Source organism: Paraflavitalea pollutisoli (assembly GCF_029360705.1).
Taxonomy (GTDB): Bacteria; Bacteroidota; Bacteroidia; order Chitinophagales; family Chitinophagaceae; genus Paraflavitalea; species Paraflavitalea pollutisoli.
The window spans coordinates 1,458,199-1,481,039 of the sequence record NZ_JARKMX010000008.1 but is presented as its reverse complement, the minus strand read 5'-3'; the positions used below and the strand labels follow the sequence as shown (position 1 = coordinate 1,481,039).

The 22,841-nt window shown below is 49.8% G+C and carries 21 protein-coding genes; 11 read left to right on the top strand and 10 right to left on the bottom strand.

What is annotated here, in order from left to right; genetic code table 11:
- The first annotated feature begins 303 nt into the window (after positions 1–303).
- From P2W70_RS19650 to P2W70_RS19640, 3 genes are all read left to right on the top strand, one after another.
- Positions 304–717: a cytochrome c maturation protein CcmE domain-containing protein gene (locus P2W70_RS19650; protein ID WP_276483219.1), complete on the top strand. Its 414-nt coding sequence runs from the start codon at positions 304–306 to the stop codon at positions 715–717.
- A gap of 8 nt (positions 718–725) precedes the next feature.
- Positions 726–3,221 carry a cytochrome c biogenesis protein CcsA gene (gene ccsA, locus P2W70_RS19645; RefSeq protein ID WP_276483218.1) on the top strand — a complete coding sequence of 832 codons (2,496 nt, stop codon included), beginning with the start codon at positions 726–728 and terminating at the stop codon, positions 3,219–3,221.
- A gap of 191 nt (positions 3,222–3,412) precedes the next feature.
- Positions 3,413–3,979 (top strand): DUF4294 domain-containing protein, encoded by a 567-nt coding sequence (locus tag P2W70_RS19640; RefSeq protein WP_276483217.1) that lies wholly within the window; start codon positions 3,413–3,415, stop codon positions 3,977–3,979.
- Positions 3,980–3,987: 8 nt separating this feature from the next.
- Here P2W70_RS19640 and rfaE2 read toward each other — a convergent pair whose 3' ends face one another.
- The 4 genes from rfaE2 to panC all read right to left on the bottom strand — a co-directional run bounded on the left by rfaE2 (position 3,988) and on the right by panC (position 6,944).
- Complete coding sequence (gene rfaE2, locus P2W70_RS19635; RefSeq protein WP_276483216.1) at positions 3,988–4,479, bottom strand: D-glycero-beta-D-manno-heptose 1-phosphate adenylyltransferase; 492 nt, start codon at positions 4,477–4,479, stop codon at positions 3,988–3,990.
- Positions 4,394–5,488, bottom strand: a complete 1,095-nt coding sequence (locus P2W70_RS19630) for a lysylphosphatidylglycerol synthase transmembrane domain-containing protein (RefSeq protein WP_276483215.1) — start codon at positions 5,486–5,488, stop codon at positions 4,394–4,396. Before P2W70_RS19630 ends, rfaE2 begins: the two co-directional genes overlap by 86 nt.
- A 72-nt stretch (positions 5,489–5,560) precedes the next feature.
- Positions 5,561–5,905, bottom strand: coding sequence for an aspartate 1-decarboxylase (panD, locus tag P2W70_RS19625; protein WP_276483214.1), 345 nt, complete (start codon positions 5,903–5,905; stop codon positions 5,561–5,563).
- A 187-nt stretch (positions 5,906–6,092) separates the two neighbouring features.
- Positions 6,093–6,944, bottom strand: coding sequence for a pantoate--beta-alanine ligase (gene panC, locus P2W70_RS19620; RefSeq protein WP_276483213.1), 852 nt, complete (start codon positions 6,942–6,944; stop codon positions 6,093–6,095).
- Between the two features lie 114 nt (positions 6,945–7,058).
- On the opposite strand from panC, the gene P2W70_RS19615 reads away from it, so the two are divergent.
- From P2W70_RS19615 to rlmB, 5 genes are all read left to right on the top strand, one after another.
- Positions 7,059–7,871, top strand: a complete 813-nt coding sequence (locus P2W70_RS19615; RefSeq protein ID WP_276483212.1) for a glycogen/starch synthase — start codon at positions 7,059–7,061, stop codon at positions 7,869–7,871.
- 31 nt (positions 7,872–7,902) lie between these two features.
- A complete protein-coding gene (locus P2W70_RS19610) occupies positions 7,903–9,336 on the top strand; it encodes a DUF4270 domain-containing protein (RefSeq protein ID WP_276483211.1) in 1,434 nt (477 codons plus the stop codon).
- Between the two features lie 78 nt (positions 9,337–9,414).
- A complete protein-coding gene (metK, locus tag P2W70_RS19605) occupies positions 9,415–10,668 on the top strand; it encodes a methionine adenosyltransferase (RefSeq protein ID WP_276483210.1) in 1,254 nt (417 codons plus the stop codon).
- A 75-nt stretch (positions 10,669–10,743) separates the two neighbouring features.
- Positions 10,744–11,304 (top strand): NUDIX domain-containing protein, encoded by a 561-nt coding sequence (locus P2W70_RS19600; protein ID WP_276483209.1) that lies wholly within the window; start codon positions 10,744–10,746, stop codon positions 11,302–11,304.
- 25 nt (positions 11,305–11,329) lie between these two features.
- The gene (gene rlmB, locus P2W70_RS19595) at positions 11,330–12,052 is read left to right on the top strand and encodes a 23S rRNA (guanosine(2251)-2'-O)-methyltransferase RlmB (protein ID WP_276483208.1); all 723 of its coding nucleotides are present in this window, start codon (positions 11,330–11,332) and stop codon (positions 12,050–12,052) included.
- A gap of 1 nt (position 12,053) precedes the next feature.
- Here rlmB and P2W70_RS19590 read toward each other — a convergent pair whose 3' ends face one another.
- Together P2W70_RS19590 and P2W70_RS19585 are read right to left on the bottom strand one after the other, a co-directional pair.
- Positions 12,054–12,860 (bottom strand): YiiX family permuted papain-like enzyme, encoded by an 807-nt coding sequence (locus P2W70_RS19590; protein ID WP_276483207.1) that lies wholly within the window; start codon positions 12,858–12,860, stop codon positions 12,054–12,056.
- Between the two features lie 166 nt (positions 12,861–13,026).
- Entirely contained in the window at positions 13,027–14,646 is a 1,620-nt protein-coding gene (locus P2W70_RS19585; protein WP_276483206.1) for a peptidase dimerization domain-containing protein, read from the bottom strand.
- Between the two features lie 145 nt (positions 14,647–14,791).
- Here P2W70_RS19585 and P2W70_RS19580 point away from each other — a divergent pair, with 145 nt between their 5' ends.
- Positions 14,792–15,655, top strand: a complete 864-nt coding sequence (locus P2W70_RS19580) for a hydroxymethylglutaryl-CoA lyase (protein WP_276483205.1) — start codon at positions 14,792–14,794, stop codon at positions 15,653–15,655.
- Between the two features lie 33 nt (positions 15,656–15,688).
- Entirely contained in the window at positions 15,689–16,717 is a 1,029-nt protein-coding gene (locus tag P2W70_RS19575; RefSeq protein WP_276483204.1) for a GSCFA domain-containing protein, read from the top strand.
- Positions 16,718–16,752: 35 nt separating this feature from the next.
- On the opposite strand, the gene P2W70_RS19570 is transcribed toward P2W70_RS19575, so the two are convergent.
- From P2W70_RS19570 to argS, 3 genes are all read right to left on the bottom strand, one after another.
- The gene (locus P2W70_RS19570; protein ID WP_276483203.1) at positions 16,753–17,808 is read right to left on the bottom strand and encodes a phosphotransferase enzyme family protein; all 1,056 of its coding nucleotides are present in this window, start codon (positions 17,806–17,808) and stop codon (positions 16,753–16,755) included.
- A 70-nt stretch (positions 17,809–17,878) separates the two neighbouring features.
- Positions 17,879–19,228, bottom strand: a complete 1,350-nt coding sequence (locus P2W70_RS19565) for a Gfo/Idh/MocA family protein (protein ID WP_276483202.1) — start codon at positions 19,226–19,228, stop codon at positions 17,879–17,881.
- 208 nt (positions 19,229–19,436) lie between these two features.
- Positions 19,437–21,323, bottom strand: coding sequence for an arginine--tRNA ligase (gene argS, locus P2W70_RS19560; RefSeq protein ID WP_276483201.1), 1,887 nt, complete (start codon positions 21,321–21,323; stop codon positions 19,437–19,439).
- 441 nt (positions 21,324–21,764) lie between these two features.
- On the opposite strand from argS, the gene P2W70_RS19555 reads away from it, so the two are divergent.
- Positions 21,765–22,280, top strand: coding sequence for a GtrA family protein (locus tag P2W70_RS19555; protein ID WP_276483200.1), 516 nt, complete (start codon positions 21,765–21,767; stop codon positions 22,278–22,280).
- 13 nt (positions 22,281–22,293) lie between these two features.
- Here P2W70_RS19555 and P2W70_RS19550 read toward each other — a convergent pair whose 3' ends face one another.
- Positions 22,294–22,755 (bottom strand): VOC family protein, encoded by a 462-nt coding sequence (locus P2W70_RS19550; RefSeq protein ID WP_276483199.1) that lies wholly within the window; start codon positions 22,753–22,755, stop codon positions 22,294–22,296.
- Between the last annotated feature and the right edge of the window lie 86 nt (positions 22,756–22,841).

Sequence of the window (22,841 nt, the reverse complement as noted above, 5' to 3'; positions counted from 1 at the left end):
CATTGAGACACCGGAGGGGGAAAGGGGGCTCTGTGGGTGCACGACCTTATGACGGCAGGCTCGAGGACGCCTTTGCAGCCGCTCGCCCGCCGGCTGTAACGGGTGGGATTTTGATGTGATGCGGCGCCGCGGCCAGCCGCGCCGGAAAAAGACGGCGAATATGACCTATGAAAAAGATTTTCAAGATTTTACAAAAAAATGAACAAAATCTAAACGGCCTGGTTATACAGGCCGTAAACCCACAAAATTCACATTAACCCGAACCGCATTTTGAGCTAACTTTGCGGGGAATTGTAATAGGTTATGAAGAAGATCCACATTGTTATTCTTGTCGCTATTGCTGCCGGTATTATGGTCCTGCTCAGCTTTATGGGCGACCTTTCCACCTACGAAACCCTGTCGTCTGCCCGGCAGAAAGCGGGAAAAACAGTGACGGTGATCACCCAACTGGACAAAAATTTTCCGATCGAGTATAATCCTGCCGTCAATCCCAACCTCACTACCTTTCATGTGACGGACTCCCTGGGCAACAAGGCTCGGGTTGTTTATTATTTCGAGAAACCTTTTGATATGGAAAAAAGCGACCGGATCGTGTTGAAGGGAAAGATGCAAGGTGAGGTGTTTGAGATCAGCCGGAAGGATGGTATCCTGATCAAATGCCCATCGAAATACAAAGACGACCCTAAAGCAGCCTATAATAACCTCTCTCAAAAATAATCACCCTGATGGATTACATTGGTGAACACCTGTTGCCTGGCCAACTGGGCCATTTTCTGGTCCTGTTATCCCTGGTTGCTTCTATAGTAGCCTTCATTGCCTATTTCAAATCTGCCAATGCCAAACAGGTCGACGAGGCCGTAAGCTGGCGTAAGATCGGGCGAATCGCTTTTATGACCGATGCTTTTTCGGTGATCGCGGTTTTCCTCATCATCCTGTACATTATCGTACAGCATTACTTCGAATATTATTACGCGTATAATCACTCCGATAAAACCCTGTCTGCCAAATTCCTGCTGAGTAGCATCTGGGAAGGGCAGGAGGGCAGCTTTACCTTGTGGACCCTTTGGCACGGTGTATTGGGCCTGGTGCTCATCCGTACTGCCAAGAAATGGGAAGCGCCGGTGATGGCCGTGATCAGCTTTGCGCAGATCTGTCTGGCCACCATGGTATTGGGTATCTATGTATTCGACCTCAAGGTGGGCAGCACGCCTTTTATGCTGACACGCCACCAGTTTTCGAATGCGCCCATTTTCAGTCAACCAAATTACCTCGAAAATATTACCGATGGGGTAGGCCTCAACCAATTGCTGCAGAATTACTGGATGGTGATCCACCCGCCGGTATTGTTCCTGGGCTTTGCGTCTACCATCGTGCCTTTTGCTTTTGCCATTGCTGGCCTCTGGAAAAAGGAATATGGCGGTTGGGTGAAGCAGGCCTTGCCCTGGTCGCTGTTTTCCGGCGCCATCCTGGGCCTTGGTATCATGATGGGCGCCTACTGGGCCTATGAATCGCTGAGCTTTGGTGGTTACTGGGCCTGGGATCCGGTAGAAAACGCTTCCCTGGTACCCTGGCTGATCCTCGTGGCGGGGATTCACACGCAAATCGTGTACAATTCTACGGGCCACTCGCTGCGGGCTACTTATTTCTTCTTCATCATGCAGTTCCTGCTGGTATTGTATTCTACTTACCTGACGCGTAGTGGTGACCTGCAGGATACTTCGGTGCACGCCTTTACAGGCAGTGGTATGAACTGGCAATTGCGTTCACTGCTGTTCGTATTTGTAGTGCCTGCACTGGCACTTTTCATCGCCCGGTACAAAAAGATACCTTCCATCGCCAAAGAAGAAAACTCGTACAGCCGCGAATTCTGGATGTTTATCGGTTCGTTGGTGCTGTTCCTCTCGGCGGTGTTCATCATCATTGCGACCTCATTGCCGGTGATCAATACCATCACCGGATCGGCCTTTACCATTGGTGAAGACAAGGAGTTTCCGTACAACCGTATTCAGGTATTTGTAGCCGTGGTGCTCGGCATCCTGACGGCCGTGACCCAATACCTGAAATATAAAAATACGGCGAAAGCCACCTTCTATAAGAAATTGCTGATACCGACTGTTGTGGCGCTGGCCATCTCGCTGTCGATCAGTTTCTGGGGTAATATCAACTACAATACCTATGGTCCAGGGTTCCTGGCGGCCATTCACCTGGCCCTGTTTGCCAGTGTGTATGCGGTGATCGCCAACGGAACCTATATCTGGGGCGGGCTAAACGGTAAGCTGAAGGCTGCCGGCGCTTCTGTAGCACACGTTGGTTTTGGGCTGATGCTGGTAGGCATTCTCATTTCTTCTTCCAAAAAAGAAGTGTTGTCGATGAACTTCCTGAACCCGCTCAATTTTGGTCCCGAGCAAAAAGAGAAGGGCGTGGAGAACCTGACGTTGTACCAGGGTGTTCGTACCGATATGGGCAAATACTGGGCTACTTATGCCGCCGATTCGGTGACCGGCAAAAAGGGCAATGTAACCTATTTCCGGATCGATATGGAGCGGAAAGATGGTTCAGAGCGTTTCCCGCTGTATCCCGACCTGATCAAGAATACCAAGGGACAGGAAGGTTATTCCAACAACCCCGATGCCCGTCATTACTGGAATAAAGATATTTTTGTATACGTTAACGCTTCCTCGAAGATCCAGGAAGAAAAAGATACTACACAATTCCGCGCACACGAAGTGAAGGTGGGTGACACCATCTTCTACTCCAACGGTTTTATCAAGCTGGATAGTGTTACGGCCAATCCTCCTTCTGGTGGTTATTACCAGGCTGAGGCTGGGGATGCCGGCATCCGCGCCAACCTGAGCATTGTGACCCGCGAACAACAAAAGCTGAGCGCTCATCCGATCCTCTATGTACGTAACAACGAGGTGGAGCATGTGATGGATTCCGTCTACAACCAGGGGCTGGCGATCGCCCTGTCGAAAGTGATCGACGACAAGCACATCGAGATCCGTGTACGGGAAACTTCTCAACTGGTGCCGTTCCTGGCCCTGAAGGTGTTGCAGTTTCCGTTTATCCGTCTGGTATGGCTGGGTACGGTGCTGATGGTGATTGGCTTTGTAATGAGTATGCTGTACCGCATCCGGTTGCTGAAACCGGTGGGGGCCGAGCGTGCTTTGCGCAAAAAAGAGCCTTCCACACCGCCACGGGAAGTACCGACTGAAATTTAACAAAAAAATTTAACGTAATTATTTGCAGCGACTGGGGTTACCAAGTTGGTCTTACCTGTATTATTCCTTAGGAATAATTCCTATTTTGTGTAAGAACAATGGTTTTCCCACGCAGCATATGTAATTATTTTTTCCTGCTCCTCCTGTGCCTGGGCGGTAGTATGGGGCTGTGCGCGCAAACGCGCGACACGGTGCCTCCGATACCGGCGGGTGTAGAGGTGCCAGAACTTGGGCCCAACGATACCATCCCGGTTCCCGGTCTCATCGTCAACAACCAGCTGATACCGTCGGGCAATCTCGAGTGGTATTGGGTGACGGCTCCCTATCCCAAACATTTACTGAAAAAAAGACAGGAGTGGACGCGGCTGCGCAATGCAGTGTATGTAACCTATCCCTACGCGAAGAAGGCCGGTGTGATCATCAATGAGATCAATGCCCGCCTGTCGGGTGTTACCGATAAAGAGGAGCGTAAGAAATACCTCAAGACGCGGGAAAAGGAACTGAAAAAGGAGTTTGCCGATCCATTGAGCAACCTGTCTGTATACCAGGGTAAGGTGCTTATGAAGCTCATCAACCGGCAAACCGGCAACAACTGCTACGATATCATCAAAGAATACAAAGGCGGATTCACGGCCCGTGTGTACCAGACAGTCGCTTTTTTCTTCAACAGCAACCTGAAGCAGCCTTACGATGCACAAGGTAACGATCAGGAAATTGAAATGATCGTGCAGGAGGTACAACGCATGTACCGGATGTAATTATTCGCTTACAGCGTATTGATCTTACCGATCAAGCCGGTGGTAGAATAGCCTGCTACAATGGGGTTGATGACGACCCTGCCTCCCTTTGCTTTCACCTCTTTAGCACCCACGATCTGCTCTTCGGTATAGTCTCCGCCTTTTACGATCACGTTGGGCAGGATGGCCGTAATGAGCTCAAGGGGTGTGTCTTCTTCAAAGAGCACGACCGCATCCACCATCAACAGGGACGCCATCACGATGGCACGTGCCTGCTCGTCGTTGACGGGGCGGCTATCGCCTTTAAGGCGTTTAGTGGAAGCGTCGGAGTTGAGGCCCACTACGAGGTAATCGGCTTCTGCGGCTGCTTGTGAGAGGGAGGCAATATGTCCACGATGCATGATGTCGAATACACCATTGGTGAAGGCGACGGTTTTACCGGTCAGGCGCCACTGGGCGATCCTTTTGTTCAACTCGGGTAGTGTGAAGATCTTGTTGGGTATGATGTCCGCTTTGCGCATAAGAAGCTTTTTGCGTCTTGTTAAATATTGGCAGCAAAGCTAAGGCAACAAATCCACTGATGAGCATCTGGAAGAACTGAACTGTCCACATGAGCAATCCGAAGGCTAGTGCAATACCGTCGTTGGTACCATACAGGATGAGGGTTTGCTGTACGAAGATGTGGTACACACCGAGACCACCGGGTGTGGGCATGATCATGGCGAGGCTGCCTGTCGACAATACCGACAAGGCTTCTTTGATGCCATAGATGGAGGTTTCCTCGAGGGAATAAAGGCCGATCCAGGTGCTAACGAGGTACATGGCCCAAATGAAGATGGAATGGAAAATGAACCAGCCTTTTTTCTTTACATAACGAATGCTGGTTACACCACCCCAAACACCGGCCACGATCTTTTTGATCTTCTGGATGATACCTATATGGGAGAATTTTTTAAAGACGAAGATGGCGCCACCGATCAGTACGAGCAGGGCGATGACCATCATGATGATCTTGCCGGGGGTAAACAGGGCGGCTTTGGATTCGATGATGCTGTTGACCTGGGTGCCGACGAATCCGCCGATCACATCCAATTGGGAGAGGGTAGCGAGGGTGATCACGACAGCGAGGCAGATCACATCGACGGCGCGTTCGGCGACGATGGTCCCTACCAGTTTATCGGCGGGTACTTTTTCATAACGCGCCAGTACGGTGCATTTGAGTACTTCTCCCAGCCTTGGGAAGGCCAGGTTGGCCAGGTAACCGATCAGCACCGCGAGGTAGGTATTGGAGGTACGGGGTTTATAGCCCAGGGGTTCCATCAATATCTTCCAGCGGATAGCGCGGCTGTAATGGCTCAGCAGGAGGGCACCCATGACGGGTATAATCAACCAGTAACGGGCCTTGCTGATAGCGAGTTTAATATTGTCCCATTCTGTGGCAGGAATTTTGGAGATTGACCACCAAACCAGGAAGATTGCCAGTCCTAAAAACAATGCATACTGAAGGTAACTGACAATTTTCTTGTTCATATCAAAAGGCGGTTAGTGTTCCTGACAAAAATAGGGACAATATATCACGCGAATATTATTATAACGGGATTGTTATAATTTATTGCCCTCTTTAGGAAATACCAACCAGGGTTTGAAAGCTTTGGCTTTTTCAAAATCCATGCGGGCGTAGGAGATGATGATCACGATATCCCCGGCAGCACCCTGACGGGCAGCGGGACCATTGAGACAGCAAACACCGGAGCCTCTTTTTCCTTTGATGAGGTAGGTTTCGATACGCGAACCGTTGTTGACGTTGACCACCTGGATCTTTTCGTGTTCGATCATATTGGCTGCTTCCATCAGGTCTTCATCCAGGGTAAGACTACCTACATAATTGAGGTTGGCTTCTGTGATCACTGCCCGGTGAACTTTTGACTTGAGCACTTCTATATCCATGATACCTTTTTATTTGTGTTATAGGGGATGGTTTGCATTGCCTGTTGCTACCTGTTACTGCAACCCGGTTGGGGGACAGATCAGCCTTTGGCCGTGCGTTCATAAAAACGGCTGCAAAGCTATAAAAGTTTACGCATTTTCGAACGTTAGTTAGTCCGAAACGGATGAGTGGAAATAATAATGTCAGTTATTGGGTGATTACCAGGTTGTCGATCAGCCTTACCTCTCCCAGAAATGCGGCGACCAGGGCTACCAGGCGCTGTTTTCCATCCCAGGTTTCTACGGGGGCCAGGTTATCGGCATCGGCGATGGCGACATAATCGACGCGGAATCCTGCACCATCCAGGATGGCCACAGCCTGTTGCAGTCCGGGAGCGAGGTCGCCGGCAGCGAGGTGGCTGCGGAGGTGGTCGAGCGCCCGGTAAATGGTGGTGGCCGTATTTCGGTCGGCAGGGGCAAGCCGCATGTTGCGGCTGCTCATGGCGAGTCCATCGTTTTCGCGCACGGTAGCCACGGGTACCAGGGTGGTGTTATTCATACCGAGGTGTTGTAATAACCATTTTACTACCATACATTGCTGATAGTCTTTTTGCCCCATGAAGAGCTGGTCGGGCTGCACCATGTTCAGCAACCGGCTCATGACCTGGCATACGCCCTGGAAATGGCCGGGGCGGAAAGCGCCTTCGAGTATCGTTTCGAGGTAGCCGAGCGGATAGTGCTCCAGTTGCTGGAGGCCCTGCGGGTACATCTCCTCGACAGATGGCAGAAAAAGTACATTTGTGCCTGCTTTTTCGAGTTGGTAGATGTCTTTGTCTAGGGTATTCGGGTATTTTTTGTAGTCGTTGGGATCGTTGAATTGGGTTGGGTTGACGAAAATGCTACAGATGGTAATGTCCGTCTGTTGCCGCGACTCCCGGATAAGGGTTAAATGCCCCTCATGGAGGGCTCCCATGGTGGGAACAAAGCCTGTTTTCCGTTGCATCGTACGTTGCTGACTGAGATACCTGACCAGGTCACTGACCTGCTTAAAAATGATCATTTTGAGACGTTTAAAAGCATGGGACGGGCTATTCTGCCCGTTTTTCTAATAAAATACCTTAACTTTGCACCCTGTTTTCAAAAAAATGGTTTAGCGCAACCAATTATTTTCATAATGCTGACAAAGAAAAGAATTTTATTTATTGCCAACGAAATGTCTCCATATCTGGAGCTGACAGAATTCTCGGAAACTGTTAACCGACTGGCGATAAAGGCAAATGAAGGTGGTTTTGAAGTACGTTGCATTATGCCCCGATTTGGGGTGATCAATGAGAGGAGGCACAGGCTTCATGAAGTGGTTCGGTTGTCGGGTATCAATGTATCTGTCGACAATGACGATTTCCCTCTCCAGATCAAAGTGGCTTCCCTCCCCAACGCACGCCTGCAGGTTTATTTTCTGGATAACGAAGATCTGTTCAAGCGCAAGAGTATTTTCCACGATGACGATGAAAAGTGGTTTGATGACAATGGCCTGCGTACCGTATTCTTCTGTAAAGGTGCACTGGAAACCGTCAAGAAATTCGGATGGCCACCGGACATTATCCATTGCAGCGGCTGGATGACCGGCCTGATTCCCCTGTATCAAAAGACTGCCTATAAAAAAGAGCCTGTATTTGCCCACAGCAAGGTAATCTACACGATGGGCAACACCAGCTTTAAAGAAAAGCTGGGTGCCAACTTCCTGAAGCTGGCCAATATAAGTCCGAACATCAAGGATAAGGACCTTGAGCCATTCAAGGAATTGAATAATGTTGCCATGATGCGTGGTGGTGCTACGTATGCGGATGCGGTTACTTTCGGTGCCGAAAAGGTAGATAAGAAACTGGTAGAGGAGTTTGGTAAGGTGAAAGGTAAAAAGGTACTTACCTACAATGCTGAGTCCGATTTAACAGACTATTTGCAATTGTATACCGACCTTGCCAAATAAGTTTTATTTCCGTAACTGATAACAATCTCAAGTGAATAGGAAAATTTTTCTATCTGTCAGCGCTGCTTTGACCGGATTGATCCTCTATAGTTCCTGTACCAAAATAGACACTACCGACCTGGGCAATGAACTGATCCCTGCTGTCGACAACGTAAAGACCTTTGAGACGGTGCTCGACGTACAGACGGATAATTTCCTTTACGACGATTCTACGAAGATCACTTCCAATTTGCTGCATGCCCTGGGTATCATCGCTGATGATCCCGAGTTTGGCGGTACGGAGGCCAATATCTATTCCAATTTCAGTCCCGGCACAGCGGCTACCAATCCTTTCGGCAGCGTCACGGATTCCGTGATCATCGATTCGGTGGTATTATCGCTGGCTTATGGTGGCTACTATGGCGATTCCAACACCGTTCAGCATCTGGAGGTGTATGAGATCGACCCGGCTCCCGGTAATTTCATCGATTCCACGTATTATATCCATACACCTGATTTTAAAGTGTTGCCTTCTTTATTGGGTAGCAGGGATGTGCTGTTTACGACGTTGAACGATTCTGTACTGTACCGCAATGGGAAAGACACCATCAGAACGATCAGTGAAATGCGGATCAAGCTGGATACGGCTTTCGCCCGCAAATTTGTGAACTATGATACGGCCGTTCAGTATAAGACCGACTCGGCCTTCCGTACTTATTTCAAGGGATTGGCCATCAAGGCTACCAGCGCCGGTGCTGTAAAAAATGGGTTGGCTTACTTCAACCTGACCAGTACTTCCAACACCAAGCTGACCTTTTATACACGGGTAACCAATGATGGTAAGATCGATACCACTACGGCCACCTTTGCTTACAACAGCAACAACCAGGCAAACCTGGTCAAGCATACACCCGCTCATGCGTATCAGCAATACCTGACCAATGGTACGCCTAACGACGATAAGGTTTATATTCAATCTACCCCTGGTTCTTATGCTACGATCAAAATTCCGGGCATCGATACATTTGCCCAGGTAAACCGGGTAATCCATCGTGCTGAACTGATCATCGAGCAGGTACCTTCGATCCAGGATAATATCTACACGCCACCAGCCCTGCTGTTCCTCGATGCGGTAACCAATGTGGGTGATTCTATTGTTACCATCCGTAACGACTTTACATATGACAACCAGGGGGGATATGATATCAGCACCTTTGGCGGAAACTATACCAGTGGTAAATATGTATTTACCTTGTCCCGGTATCTGCAAAGTGTGGTGACGAAAAAGCAGGCTTTCTATAGAACCATGCGTATCTATGCGCCGGTGATGACCGATCCTTATATCCAGGATACTTACGGGGTATCGAGGGCCTCACAATACCAGGTTGGTGTCAATACAACCGTGGCCAATGGCCGGGTAGTAGTAGGGGGCGGTAGTCATCCTAACCAAAAAATGCGCATACGAATTATTTATTCCAAAATTTGAGTTGGACGCTTATCTTTGCGCGAGTTCTGAAAAAACCCATTAAAGATTCTGTTTTAACCTTTATCAAATTAAATAGTCATGCCGTATTTATTTACTTCGGAGAGTGTGTCGGAAGGCCATCCCGATAAGGTAGCCGACCAGATTTCTGATGCGCTGATTGACAATTTCCTTGCATTTGACCCTCAGTCCAAAGTAGCCTGCGAAACGTTGGTTACCACTGGTCAGGTGGTACTGGCAGGTGAAGTTAAATCTGCTGCTTATCTCGATGTACAGGAAATCGCCCGTAACGTGATCCGTAAGATTGGTTATACCAAAAGCGAATACATGTTCGAGGCCAGCTCCTGCGGCGTATTGTCTGCCATTCACGAACAATCTGCTGATATCAACCAGGGTGTTGACCGCAAGAAAAAAGAAGAGCAAGGCGCTGGTGACCAGGGTATGATGTTTGGTTATGCAACCAACGAAACCGATGATTACATGCCCTTGGCATTGGATCTGGCGCACAAGATCCTGCTTGAACTGGCCATTCTGAGAAGGGAAGGCAAGCAGATCAAGTACCTGCGTCCCGATGCAAAGAGCCAGGTAACCCTGGAATACGATGATAACAACAAGCCTGTTCGTATCGATGCGATCGTGGTATCTACCCAACACGATGACTTCGCTACTGAAACGAAAATGCAGGATCAGATCAAGAAGGACATCATCAATATCCTGATCCCCCGCATCATCGCCAAGAACAAGAAGATCGCCCACCTGTTCAACAATAAGATCAAGTACCATATCAACCCTACCGGTAAGTTTGTGATCGGTGGTCCTCACGGCGACACTGGATTGACCGGCCGTAAGATCATCGTTGATACCTACGGTGGTAAAGGTGCACACGGTGGTGGTGCCTTCAGCGGAAAAGATCCTTCCAAGGTTGACCGTTCAGCTGCTTATGCTACCCGTCACATCGCGAAGAACCTGGTGGCTGCCGGTATCTGCGACGAAGTACTGGTACAGGTATCTTACGCTATCGGTGTAGCCCAGCCAATGGGTATCTACGTAAACACGTATGGTACTGCCAAGGTAAAGCTGTCCGACGGCCAGATCGCCAAGAAAGTTTCTGAAGTATTCGACATGCGTCCTTACTTCATCGAACAACGTTTGAAATTGCGCAACCCTATCTATAGCGAAACCGCTGCTTACGGCCACATGGGTCGCAAGCCAGAAGTTGTGGAAAAGACATTCACCTCACCAGATGGTAAAACTGTTAAGAAGAAAGTGGAATTGTTTACCTGGGAGAAGCTGGACTATGTGAGCAAGATCAAAAAGGCATTTAGTTCCAAATAGTTGCTGAAAAAAACGGAAAGGCCCTGCTGAAAAGCGGGGCTTTTTTTGTTGAGGGCCTTGGGGTAAATTCGCAGCATGAATGAGCAGCACAACCCCTGGCAGATCAAAGGTGAAAAGCAGGTCTACGATAACCCCTGGATCGGCATTACGGAATTTGATGTGATCAATCCGTCTGGTGGAAAGGGTATTTATGGTAAAGTGCATTTCAAGGGTTTTGCGATCGGTGTGTTGCCGTTGGATGAGGAGTTGAATACCTGGCTGGTAGGGCAGTACCGTTTTCCGCTGAACCAATATAGTTGGGAGATACCGGAGGGAGGTGGACCACTGCACCTGACACCACTCGAATCGGCGCAGCGGGAGTTGCTCGAGGAGACCGGACTGGTGGCTGCCGAATGGACCAAGATCATGGAAATGCATCTTTCCAATTCGGTGAGCGATGAACATGGCTTTATTTATGTGGCCCGTGGGCTACGGCAGGAAACAGCCTGCCCCGAAGAAACGGAGCAGCTGCAGATCCGGAAACTGCCTTTTGAAGAGGCATACCGGATGGTAGAGGAAGGCAGGATCACCGATTCCATGTCGGTGGCTGCGATTTTAAAAGTTAAACTCATGTTACTCGATGGAAGGATATCATAAGAAACCGGGGATCAAGAAATCATCTATGATCATAGGAAGGCAGCCGATTATTGAAGCTATTCAATCGGGGCGGCCCATCGATAAAATACTGTTTCAACGCAATGTGTCCGGAGACGCGATCGGTACGATCCGCCAACTGGCGCGTGAGCAAAATATACCGATCCAGCAGGTGCCGCCGGAGAAATTGCATGCTTTGACGAAGGCCAACCACCAGGGCTGTATTGCCATAGCTGGACTCGTTCAATACCTGGACCTGCAGCAGGTGATCGACCATGTCGTAGGTGCCGGCGAAACGCCGCTGTTCATTATGCTGGATGGTGTAACGGATGTACGTAATATCGGCGCCATTGCCCGTACGGCGGTTTGCTGTGGTGCGCAGGCGCTGATCATTCCTGACAAAGGTGTCGGTGCGCTGAATGAAGAAGCGCTGAAGTCGTCGGCGGGTGCATTGGAGAAGATCCATGTGTGCCGGGTCGGCAGCCTGATGAAGGCAGTGGATACGTTGCACCTGAATGGCATCCAGGTGTTTGCTTCAGAGATGACAGCCACTAAACTGGTAGCGGAGCTGCCTTATACCGATCCTTGCTGTGTGATCATGGGCAGCGAAGACAAAGGTGTGTTTCCCGGTTTGCTGAAGATCTGTGATGGTGTGTTCAAGATACCGATGGCCGGCGAGTTCGAGTCGCTGAATGTTTCCGTGGCCGCTGGCATTATTTTGTATGAGGCGATGAAACACCGGATGGGGTAGACTAGTATATTTTTTTCTGTTCCAATAAAGGACTATTGGCCAGCATAACGGGGGAGATCAGTTTTTGGTGCAGGGGTATATTTTTACCGTAGCGTTCTTGGAGCATGGTCTTGACGGCAATGCCCCGTAAATCCATTTCGTAGAGGTGCTGCAATTCGCCCAGCTCAAGCCCGGTGGCTTCCTTGTATACTTTCCAGATCAATTCCGAGCAATAGAGGCGATCGTCGCTCCATTCGAAATACGGATCGTAGGGTTTTCCTTTAAAACGCCTTAGTGCCTTGTCCATACGGGCAATCACCGCTGGTGTCAGTATTTCGCCGGCGTTCTTAAGGCGGCTAATGGCATAGGTTTGGTTGATCCCTCTGTTGATCCATTCCTGCAAAGGCGTTATTTTTACGGGTCCTACAGCCTCCCACACATACGTTTTATGATCGACTATCCGGATCAGGCCGCAATGGCTATACAGGGCATGCGTGGCTTCTTGTATGGCAGCGCTTTGCCGGGAAGGAGAGCGGTGGAAAATGAGGTCGCCATCGCGTAGCACCAATGGCGTATCGGGTTTTGCCGGTGGCGGACTGTATTCTACCTGGGGTGGCCGTTTAGGCTTCTCTGGGGCATCACATGCGGAAAAGTGTGCACTCACTATTACCAGGAAGAAGACTATCATGTCTACACGGGAGAAACTGATTTGCGTATTGGCCATCCCGAAAGATAGGCGTTTGCATTGGTAAATACAATGTATGCGACAAGTGTGTAGGCGAAAATGCCACATGGCGTCAAAGGCCAGCGATACAAGGAGCTGTTTCATGTGCGTTGATTGTAGGGGAAAGGGTTGGCTTATAGAAGGTACGACAAATCCATGCGTTGATAAATTCTCATACTGCAATAGCGCTGCAATCCGCTGGCCCATTCACGAATATAAAAGTGGCCAGGTGCAAGCCTGGCCATGAAACATCAGAAAGACTGCTTCAGCACTAAAAACTCTTCTTCTCTACTTGCGGGTACTGTATGCCCAATTGCTCGAGGTAGGTTTTGTATTTGGTAGGATCGTAGTAGTATTTCTTCAGCAGCGGTTTGAATTCATCCATCGTGCCCTTGTTGAGGTGAATGGCTGGTGGCGTTTTGGCTTCTACAAACGGAATGTACTTTATGTCTTTGGTCTGCACATTGCGGAAATAATCCCAGGCATCGGTAATAGTCTTGGGATTCGTGAGCATATCCAGCAGGGTGATAGCAATTACTTTACTACCTGCGACTACACCTTTGTGTGCGATGGGGGTAGCCATCGAAATGGCATCTACCCAACTGTGGCCGGGTGTGCCGGGTATGTTGGAGGCATAGCGAAATACGACGGTGGGTATGTTCCAGCCAATATCAGCGATATCATCACTGCCGCCACCCCAGGAAAACTGCACGGGGCCGTTGAGTGAATCCAGCTTCAGCGCGAGTCCATCGATAGGCTCACCGCGCTGGTTTTTTTTAGGTGCGTTGCTCATTTTCTGTACCGCCCTGGCGAGTTGCTGGTCAGCGGTGTCCCAAACAGGCAGGCCAACTGTTTGAATGTTCTTATACACCAGTTCTGCAATGGGTTTGTTGAAATGCCCAGGCCAGGCCGTGCCGAGTAATTTGTGCGAAACCGTAGTACCCGTCATCGTGGCTACCGATTTGGAATAAAGAACTGCTTCGTCGTACATGGCCTTGATGTCTTCATAAGTCCGCTCACGCAGGTAATACCATACCGATGCTTTGGAGGGCACTACATTGGGCTGATCGCCGCCGTCGGTGATCACATAGTGAGAGCGTTGGGTAGGCTTCAGGTGTTCTCTTTTATAGTTCCAGGCTACGTTCATCAGTTCGACCGCATCGAGGGCACTCTTGCCTCTCCAGGCCTGTCCGGCTGCGTGCGCCGCGGTGCCTTCAAATTTGAACTCTACCGATACCAGACCGTTGTTCCCGGCATCGCCCCAGGACACGCCCATATTGCTGCCGACATGGGTAAAGAGACAGGCATCTACGTTCTTGAAATAGCCATCGCGGATATACCAGGCTTTGGAACCGACGACTTCTTCTGCAACGCCTGGCCAGATAACGAGGGTGCCGGAGAGTTTTTCGCGTTCCATGATCTTTTTCACTTCGATGGCCGACAGGATCACCAATGGCAGGCCTGAGTTGTGGCCTTCACCATGACCAGGTGCGTCTTCCACGATAGGGTCTTTATACGCCACACCGGGTTTTTGAGATGCCTTCGGAATACAATCTACGTCGCTGCCAAGCGCAATGACGGGCTTGCCGTTGCCCCATTTGGCCATCCAGGCCGTGGGGATGCCACCAATTCCTTTCTCAATGGTAAAGCCATTCTGCTCCAGGATACCGGTGAGGTAGCGGGCCGTTTCCGATTCCTGGAAACCCAGTTCGGAAAAGCTGAATACCATGTCGACCATTTCCTGGGCGGTCTTGTACTTGCCATCCAGGGTTTTGATCGTTTCTTTTTTCCAGACTTCCACCTTCGCATTGGGCGCGGGTGCTTTTTGGGCAAACAAGGGCATGGATATAGCCAATGCAGCAGATAGCCATGTTAGTCGTGCATGTAACATAGTCAGTGTAAAATTTGAGTAAACGAAAGCGGGTATCGGTACCTTCGGATTGCAGGTACAGGCGTACAATTGTTGATGGAGAAGCCAAGATAAGAAAAAAAGAGGTATTGAATGGAATGTTACCTTTATCAACCAATTAGTTTTCATGAATCAACCAATAAAACTGATCGAATGCCCACGCGATGCGATGCAGGGCTGGAAGGAGTTCATCGCTACGGAGCGTAAGGTAGAATACCTCAACACCCTGTTGCAGGTGGGGTTCGATACCCTCGACTGTGGTAGCTTCGTTTCGCCGAAGGCTATCCCGCAGATGGCCGATACCGCTACCGTATTGTCGAAGCTCGATCTCTCCGGATCGTCGACCAAACTGCTGACAATCGTAGCCAATGAGCGGGGCGCTGTAGAAGCGGTGGCCTTTGAGCAGATCAGTTACCTGGGATTTCCTTTTTCTGTGTCGGAAACCTTTCAATTGCGCAATACAAAAAGCACAGTTGCTGAATCGCTCGACCGGGTGGCAGGTATTCAAAACCTGTGCGTAAAGAGCGGCAAAAAACTAGTTGTCTATATCTCCATGGGATTCGGTAATCCGTATGGTGATCCTTATTCACCGGAGCTTGTATTTGACTGGGTCGATAAGCTGGTGGCGATGGACATTGGCATAATCTCCCTGGCGGATACGGTAGGGCTGGCAACGCCCGAACAGGTAGCGTCGATCACGGAATACCTGGTGAAGGCCCTGCCCGGTACTGAAATCGGTGTTCACCTGCACTCAGCACCTTTTAACCAACAGCCTAAGTTGGAAGCGGCGCTCGGGGCAGGCTGCCTTCGTTTCGATGGTGCATTGAAAGGTATCGGCGGATGCCCGATGGCCAATGACGACCTGGTGGGCAATATGAATACTGAATGGATGATTGCTTATTTCGACCAGTTAAATAGAGGCCCCAATTTGAATAATGATGCTTTGCAGGAGGCCGGCCGGCTGGCCGACCTTATCTTTGCGGGTCATTGATAAAGGCCGGCCTTCACCTCAACGTTTTGTGTTATGGATTTCATGTTGGATGTAAACATACCCTCGCCGCAAGAGCTGCTACACTACGGGCAACCTGTTTTGCTGACGGGCTCCTGCTTTACGGAGCATATTGGGAATAGTCTCCAGGAGCTGAAGTTCGATGTCTTGCAAAATCCGCATGGCATTCTCTTCGATCCGGCCAGTGTGGCGTCGAGCCTGGTTTCTTACGTGCAGAACAAGCAATATAGCGAGGCGGACCTTTTTCAATTGAACGAGGTGTGGCAGAGCTGGCAGCACCACAGCCGTTTTTCGCATATCGACGCCCGCAATAGTCTGGAGCTGATCAATGCCTCCCAGCAGCGGGCACATGAATTCCTAAAAAGATCGGAGTGGCTGATCATCACCCTGGGTAGTTCTTTTTCTTACCGGCTGACGAGTCAGGCTCCGGCACCTGCACAGGTAGGATTGAATGCAGCTCCTGGCAGCGAAGGAGCGGTGGCCAACTGTCACCGGGCACCGGGGCAGTGGTTTCGCAAACACCTGATGACGATCGAGGAGATCAATACGGTGCTGGACAATAGCCTGTACCAGGTGTTGAAATTCAATCCCCGCTTAAAGGTAATCTTTACCGTAAGTCCGGTGCGGCATATCCGTGATGGTGTGGTGGAGAACAACCGTAGCAAGGCACGACTGATCGAGGTGGTACATCACCTGACGAATAAATTTGACAGGCTGTATTATTTTCCTGCCTATGAACTGGTGATCGATGTATTGCGCGACTACCGCTTTTATGATATCGATATGGTGCATCCCAACTATCCTGCCACCCGGTTTGTATTGGAAAAGTTTATGAAGTATTTTACGGATGTCGAATCGCAGCAGATTGCTGCTGAAGTGCAGCAGATCGTGATTGCACGTAAGCACAAAGCTTTTCATCCGGCTACTGCCGCGCATCAGAAGTTTCTGCAATCCCATCTCGAGAAAGCGCGGGAACTGCAAAAGAGGTATCCTTTCCTATCGCTGGCAGAAGAGATCGACTATTTCGCCCGTGGAGGGCAATAGATCACAATATGCTGGTCTGTTCACTACCTGGCGGTTCACACGACGGCGGGCTCCAGTTCTGCTACAAACGCTTCCAGTCTTTCCAGTAAAATCAATTGATTCAATGCCCGGTTCAGGTTTTGCTCGGGGTACGTGATCTTGTAGTACACGTCTTCGTTGAGGTAATCGGTAACGAAGCGCAGCGACTGCATATAGGCCATGATGAGTCCTGCTTTGTGTATATGCTGCTGTTCGGCGCTGGTAAAGGTATCGCCCATGCCATCGAGGTAGCCGGCGATAATGGCCTTGTAGAAATCACCGTTGATGGTGATGGCTTCCCATTCAGTGCTGTTTTCGTCTCTTGTGGGAGCCATACTACGGATCATGTCGCCAACATCCGAGAAGAATAGTCCGGGCATCACGGTGTCGAGGTCGACCGGGCAGATGGCCTGGTGGGTATTCTCATCGAGCAGGATATTGCTCAGTTTGCAATCATGGTGCATCACCCGGATGTGGTAGTCGGCCGGATGTTGTTGCACGTGTTCATAGAATGATACCAGGTGCTTACGCTGACGTAATTCTGCAATAAGATGGGTGGCTTTCAACAGGCGGTTGATGCCGGCGCCAGCTATGGCTTCTTCAAACTGCGCGTAACGGAGCGAGAGGTCATGAAAATGTGGTATGATGATCCGCAGCTGTGAGGTGTCGATGCTATTGAGCGACCGTGTGAAATGGCCGAAGCACTGCGCCGTCTTATACACCTCAGCGGCCGTATTGGGAATGGTCTGCGTGTAGGAGCCTGCTACAAATCCGGTAGCCCGCCAGAATGACTGCTGATCATCTACCCAGTACCATTTGCCTTCGTGGCTGCGCAGTAGTGGTGCCAGGTGCAGGCCGTTATGTGCCTGGATACCATCGTACACTATTCGGTAGTTGTGGATGATGTATTCCGGATGCCTGAACATATGCCGGTTGATGGCCTGCAGTACGATGGGAGCACTGCTGCCTTCGCCGGTAAACTCCACTTTATAGGTATGATGGATCAGCCCATTACCAAGGTTGCTGACAATGGGCTGACCGTGGCCAAATTGCCGGGCCGCTGCTGCTGTCATGTCTGAATTCATTAATGATTCCAATGCTTCGCTTCGATCGTTTCTTTTAGCGCGTTCCTGTCGGGCCGGTTTAATATTGGTCGTTGAGTGCAAAGTCGTTTTTACGGTACATCCACTGGCCACCGGTAAAGTCGGGAAACTCGACGGTCTCGTTACCCAATTCAATGCTCTTTTCGCTGAGCGGGGTGATGGCACTCCAGGCAGCTGCATCGTATACATCCATCGGGGTGGGTGTTTTGCGTTTGATGGACTCCACAAATGCGTGCAGGACGAAGAAGTCCATCCCCCCATGGCCCGCGCCTTCGGTTTCTTTGCTCCAGCGTTGCCAGAGTGGGTGGTCGTATTTGTCGAGGTAAGACTTGGCGTCTTCCCAGGTATGTCCCTTCGGGCTAACCCCTTCTACATAGATCGACTTGTTGACGTCCATCCAAAGACCTTTGGTGCCCTGTACACGGAAGCCTAATGAATAGGGGCGTGGCAGGTTGGTATCGTGCTGTAACAGGATCGTTTCGCCATTGGCGCAACGGATCATGGTGGTCACCACGTCGCCCAGTTTGAATTCTACTTTGGCATTGGGGTGTTGTTCTCCGCCTTTCTTCACGATATAGTCATGCAAGCCTCTTGACTTGGTCGAAAAACTGGACAGGCTTACAAAACGGTTGCCCCGGTTGATATCGATCATGGTGGCTACAGGTCCTACACCATGTGTGGGGTACAGGTCGCCGTTGCGGTGTACGGAGTGGTTGGTACGCCAGTGGGCTTCTGACCAGGCTTTTTCGCCAAATTCCACTTCCGGACCGGTACCGTTGTACCCGTTATTGAATTTTACCGCGCGCAGGTCATGCTGGTAACCGCCCTGCAGGTGGATGAGTTCTCCAAAAAGACCCTGGCGTACCATGTTGAGTACGGCCATGACGTCGCGGCGGTAACAAACGTTTTCCAGCATCATCACCTGGGCTTTGTGGTGTTCGGCTGCTTTAACGACATCCCAATGTTCCTGTAAGGTGATGCCCAGGCAAACTTCTGAGCCTACGTATTTGATACCCGCCTCGAGTGCTCCAAGGATCATGGGGCTATGCCATTCCCAGGGGGTAGAGATGATCACGCCGTCGAGTTCTTTCAGCTCCACGAGTTTCTTCCAGGCGTAAGGATCGTCTTTGAATATTTTGGGTGTTGCTTTGCCCGACTTCTTGATCAGGTTGAGTGAGCTCTGCAACATGCGTTCATCGATATCACAAATAGCGACTACTTCCACATCGCTACGGCGAAGGGCATTATCGAGGTGGTTTTGTCCGCGTAATCCAACACCGATAAATCCAAGCTTTACTTTCTGTTGGGCGGCGAAAAGCTGGGTGGGCGAAAGGATGGCGAATCCGGCGGTGGCAAGTCCGGCGTTTCTGACAAATGATCTGCGGTTCATACCTTAATTGATTTGGTGTTCTTTAGCGAGGGCAAAGTAGATAAAAATGCTGAATGGGAGCGGGGAACGGCCAAATCTTGCGCAATCGTATGTGCGCAATCCAACGGGTAAACAAGGGGCTATCAAACGTTTGCGGAGCCATTTGTGCACAAAAGACGAAGCCTCCCGGATGGGGAGGCTTCGCATAAGTCAGTGTGCTATGGGTGGCTTACATTCTTTCGGGAACGCGAATACCGAGGATGTGCATGGCCGAGGCGATCACGTGTACGGTCATTTGAGATAACTGCAAACGCAATTCTTTCTTTTCCGGTGTTTCGGCTGTCAGTACCCGAAGCGCGGAAACAAAAGTGCTGAATGTCTGTGCCAACTTGTAGGTATACACGGCAATTGCTGATGGATTCATTTCCAGTTTAGCCTGTTCGAGTACCGCTGGGTATTTTTCCAGTTCGATGATTACATTCTTTTCCATAGGAAGTAATGCGTCGCCGCTATTGGCATTTTGCGGTAATTCCTTTCTCAAAATAGCACTGGTTCGTGCATAGGTGAATTGAATAAACGGCCCGGTAAACCCGTGGAAGTCGATCGACTCTTCAGGATTGAATACCATCCGTTTTTTGGGGTCTACCCGCAACAGAAAGAATTTCAGGGCGCCAAGACCGATGGTGTCGTACAATCCTGCCAGTTCGTCTTCATTGAAGTCCTTTACTTTACCCAGCTCTTCTGTTTTTTGGCGGGCAATGTCGACCATGCCATCAACCAAGTCATCGGCATCTACGACCGTACCTTCGCGGCTCTTCATTTTACCCGTCGGCAACTCCACCATGCCATAGCTCAAATGGAAGATGCCATCGGAAGCGGGAAGGCCCAGCTTCTGGGCAATCAGTTTCAATACCTTGAAGTGGTAGTTCTGCTCATCGCCCACCACATAAATGCTTTGATCGCAATGGTACTCGTTGTATTTGAACACGGCCAGGCCAATGTCCTGGGTGATATATACAGAGGTACCGTCGCGGCGGCGAACGATCTTTTGATCCAGGCCATCGGCCGTCAGGTCGATCCAAACACTGCCGTCCTCTTTCTGGAAGAATACACCTTTTTGCAGGCCTTCTTCTACCAGGTCTTTGCCGAGCAGGTAAGTATCACTTTCGTAATAGGTTTTATCGAAGTCGCTGCCGATGCGCTCGTAAGTGGCATTGAAGCCGGCGTACACCCAGCTGTTCATCTCGCGCCAGAGTGATAGGGTTTCGGGGTCTCCCTGTTCCCATTTCAACAGCATGTCACGTACTTCCTTCATGAGGGAGGTGTTATTCCTCACGATATCGCGGATCTCTTCGTGTATCTCGTCACTCTTTTCTTTGTTGTTTGCCAGTGCCGGCAGTTTGCCCAGGAACAGTTGCAGTTTGTTTTGGTCTTCGTCGGTGAAGCCGCTGACGTCACCCGCCATTACCTTTTCCAGGATCGGCGCCGTTTGGGCTTTCAGTTCGTTCTCGAATTTCACATAATAGTCGCCCACGAGGTGATCTCCTTTGATGCCGGTACTTTGGGGCGTGGCGCCATTGCCAAATCGCTGCCAGGCCAGCATCGACTTGCAAATGTGTACACCGCGATCGTTGACGATACAGGTCTTGATCACTTCATATCCGTTGGCCTTGTAAATTTCGGCGATGCTCCAGCCCAGAAAGTTGTTGCGCAGGTGTCCGAGGTGCAGGGGTTTATTGGTGTTGGGGGAGGAGTATTCCACCATCACTTTTTCACCCTGGTGTGGCTTGCGGCCATATTGGGGATCGTTGTAGTTGGATTGCAGGAAATGCAGCCAATAGCCTTCTGCGATGGTGAGGTTGAGAAAACCTTTGATGACATTGAACCCGGAAAAAAGCTGGCTGTTGTTGGCGACGAGTTTTTCACCCAATTCCTTTCCCAGGGCCTCGGGGTTCTTTTTGAGCGTTTTGACGAGGGCAAAGAGTACGACGGTATAGTCGCCTTCGAACTCGGGTTTGGTTTCGGTAATCTGGATAGCCGAAGCTTCCAGCTGTACCTGAAATAAAGACGCTATTTCCTTGCTGACTACCGATTGTAATGCCTGAACAACTGCCATGTTTTCTTTTTGAGGCTGCAAAAATAGTACAATGATGTTTCAGGTCAGCATTTTATAGGCTTTTAGCGTTGCCAGGGTATGCTGGGAGGACTGTTAACACCAAAATAACACGGATCCATGCGATCGGGTGGGGTGTTGATCAACGGATGCTGCGAAGGGGAATAAAAATCAAAAAGCTGCTCCTACTCGGAACAGCCTTCTGTAGATCTAGGGGTTAAACAACAAGTTCAGGATCAAATATGTGGCATTTTGTATGATTAATTGTCAACCTTACTTTTTATTGATCGCCGTCAAAGATTTGCTACTAAATCGCTATAGTTCTATGCTTTAGGAGAAAAATGCATATGATGCAAAAGTCTGAATGGAAATTACGTTCTTCATTACACTACAGCATGGAAGGTTGGGTGTTTTGAATTACTTTTGCCGCGCAACAATTAACTGATGCTCAAGGATTACATAACAGGTATAATCGACTTTTTCTATCCCCCCTTCCGTAAATACATGAACCAGCAAACTTTCAGGTATGCGGTATGTGGAGGGGGCAATACCCTGCTGGATATCTTTCTGTACTGGCTTTCTTTTCACTTTATCTTCAAAGAGGCCGACGTTCATGTACCTTTTATTACCGTCAGTGCCAAGATCGCGGCTTTCCTGTTCTCTTTTGCGATCAGCTTTCCTACTGGTTATTTCCTGAACAAGAACATTGTTTTTCCAGGTTCTTCGCTGCAGGGGCGGGTACAGCTGTTTCGCTACTTTGTGCTCGTGGTGATCTGTATCGCGCTCAATTATATCTGTATCACCCTGTTCGTAGATCGTTTTGGCATCTATCCTACGGTAGCCAAGGCGTTGACTACGGTAGTCGTGGTTTCTTTCAGTTACCTTACGCAAAAGAAGTTCACCTTTAAGATCGACAATGCCGGCGACGAATCCCCGGCATCGGCTGCTGACAGCAAATAAACATCCATGGCTATCAGTGTTCTTTGGGCTGGGTCATGCTGAACCAGTTGCCCACCCCGTCGGTGATGATGCACTCTATACCGTAAAACACTTCTTTGGGCTCGGATTTGAAATGAACCCCTTTTGCTTTTAATTCCTCGTAGGTTGCCCGGCAGTCGGGGGTATAAAAAACGCCGGCGCCCATAATGCCTTTATTAAGCAGTACGTTGATCGCGTTGGTCGCTTCCTCATCCAGCCCGGCGACAGGCATAATTATGATCTCCAGGTCGGGCTGATCGGGTGGGTTGAGGGTGAGCCAGCGGTATTTTGGCGTCTTGCTACCACTTTTAGGGGCGTCCCCATCCTCGCAGGAGGAATCGCCACTATCCATCACAACGTCGGTGTTGACCTTAAATCCCAGTTTGTTGACATAAAAATCGTAGGCTTTATCCTGGTCGAGTACGAACAGGGTGGTGTGCGACATTTTGGTGATCATATTACTTGTTGTTTATAAGGTCAAATCTATCGATAAGGGAAGATACGGGCTTCTTGAATATTGCTTTTTCACCAGGCGGCGTTTCC

Coding starts and splice junctions, on each gene's coding strand:
- P2W70_RS19650 (WP_276483219.1), top strand. CDS start 304: ATGAAGAAGATCCACATTGTTATTCTTGTCGCTATTGCTGCCGGTATT.
- ccsA (WP_276483218.1), top strand. CDS start 726: ATGGATTACATTGGTGAACACCTGTTGCCTGGCCAACTGGGCCATTTT.
- rfaE2 (WP_276483216.1), bottom strand. CDS start 4,479: ATGCGCAAAGCGGACATCATACCCAACAAGATCTTCACACTACCCGAG.
- P2W70_RS19630 (WP_276483215.1), bottom strand. CDS start 5,488: ATGAACAAGAAAATTGTCAGTTACCTTCAGTATGCATTGTTTTTAGGA.
- panD (WP_276483214.1), bottom strand. CDS start 5,905: ATGGATATAGAAGTGCTCAAGTCAAAAGTTCACCGGGCAGTGATCACA.
- panC (WP_276483213.1), bottom strand. CDS start 6,944: ATGATCATTTTTAAGCAGGTCAGTGACCTGGTCAGGTATCTCAGTCAG.
- P2W70_RS19615 (WP_276483212.1), top strand. CDS start 7,059: ATGCTGACAAAGAAAAGAATTTTATTTATTGCCAACGAAATGTCTCCA.
- metK (WP_276483210.1), top strand. CDS start 9,415: ATGCCGTATTTATTTACTTCGGAGAGTGTGTCGGAAGGCCATCCCGAT.
- P2W70_RS19600 (WP_276483209.1), top strand. CDS start 10,744: ATGAATGAGCAGCACAACCCCTGGCAGATCAAAGGTGAAAAGCAGGTC.
- rlmB (WP_276483208.1), top strand. CDS start 11,330: ATGATCATAGGAAGGCAGCCGATTATTGAAGCTATTCAATCGGGGCGG.
- P2W70_RS19590 (WP_276483207.1), bottom strand. CDS start 12,860: ATGAAACAGCTCCTTGTATCGCTGGCCTTTGACGCCATGTGGCATTTT.
- P2W70_RS19585 (WP_276483206.1), bottom strand. CDS start 14,646: ATGTTACATGCACGACTAACATGGCTATCTGCTGCATTGGCTATATCC.
- P2W70_RS19580 (WP_276483205.1), top strand. CDS start 14,792: ATGAATCAACCAATAAAACTGATCGAATGCCCACGCGATGCGATGCAG.
- P2W70_RS19575 (WP_276483204.1), top strand. CDS start 15,689: ATGGATTTCATGTTGGATGTAAACATACCCTCGCCGCAAGAGCTGCTA.
- P2W70_RS19570 (WP_276483203.1), bottom strand. CDS start 17,808: ATGACAGCAGCAGCGGCCCGGCAATTTGGCCACGGTCAGCCCATTGTC.
- P2W70_RS19565 (WP_276483202.1), bottom strand. CDS start 19,228: ATGAACCGCAGATCATTTGTCAGAAACGCCGGACTTGCCACCGCCGGA.
- argS (WP_276483201.1), bottom strand. CDS start 21,323: ATGGCAGTTGTTCAGGCATTACAATCGGTAGTCAGCAAGGAAATAGCG.
- P2W70_RS19555 (WP_276483200.1), top strand. CDS start 21,765: ATGCTCAAGGATTACATAACAGGTATAATCGACTTTTTCTATCCCCCC.
- P2W70_RS19550 (WP_276483199.1), bottom strand. CDS start 22,755: ATGATCACCAAAATGTCGCACACCACCCTGTTCGTACTCGACCAGGAT.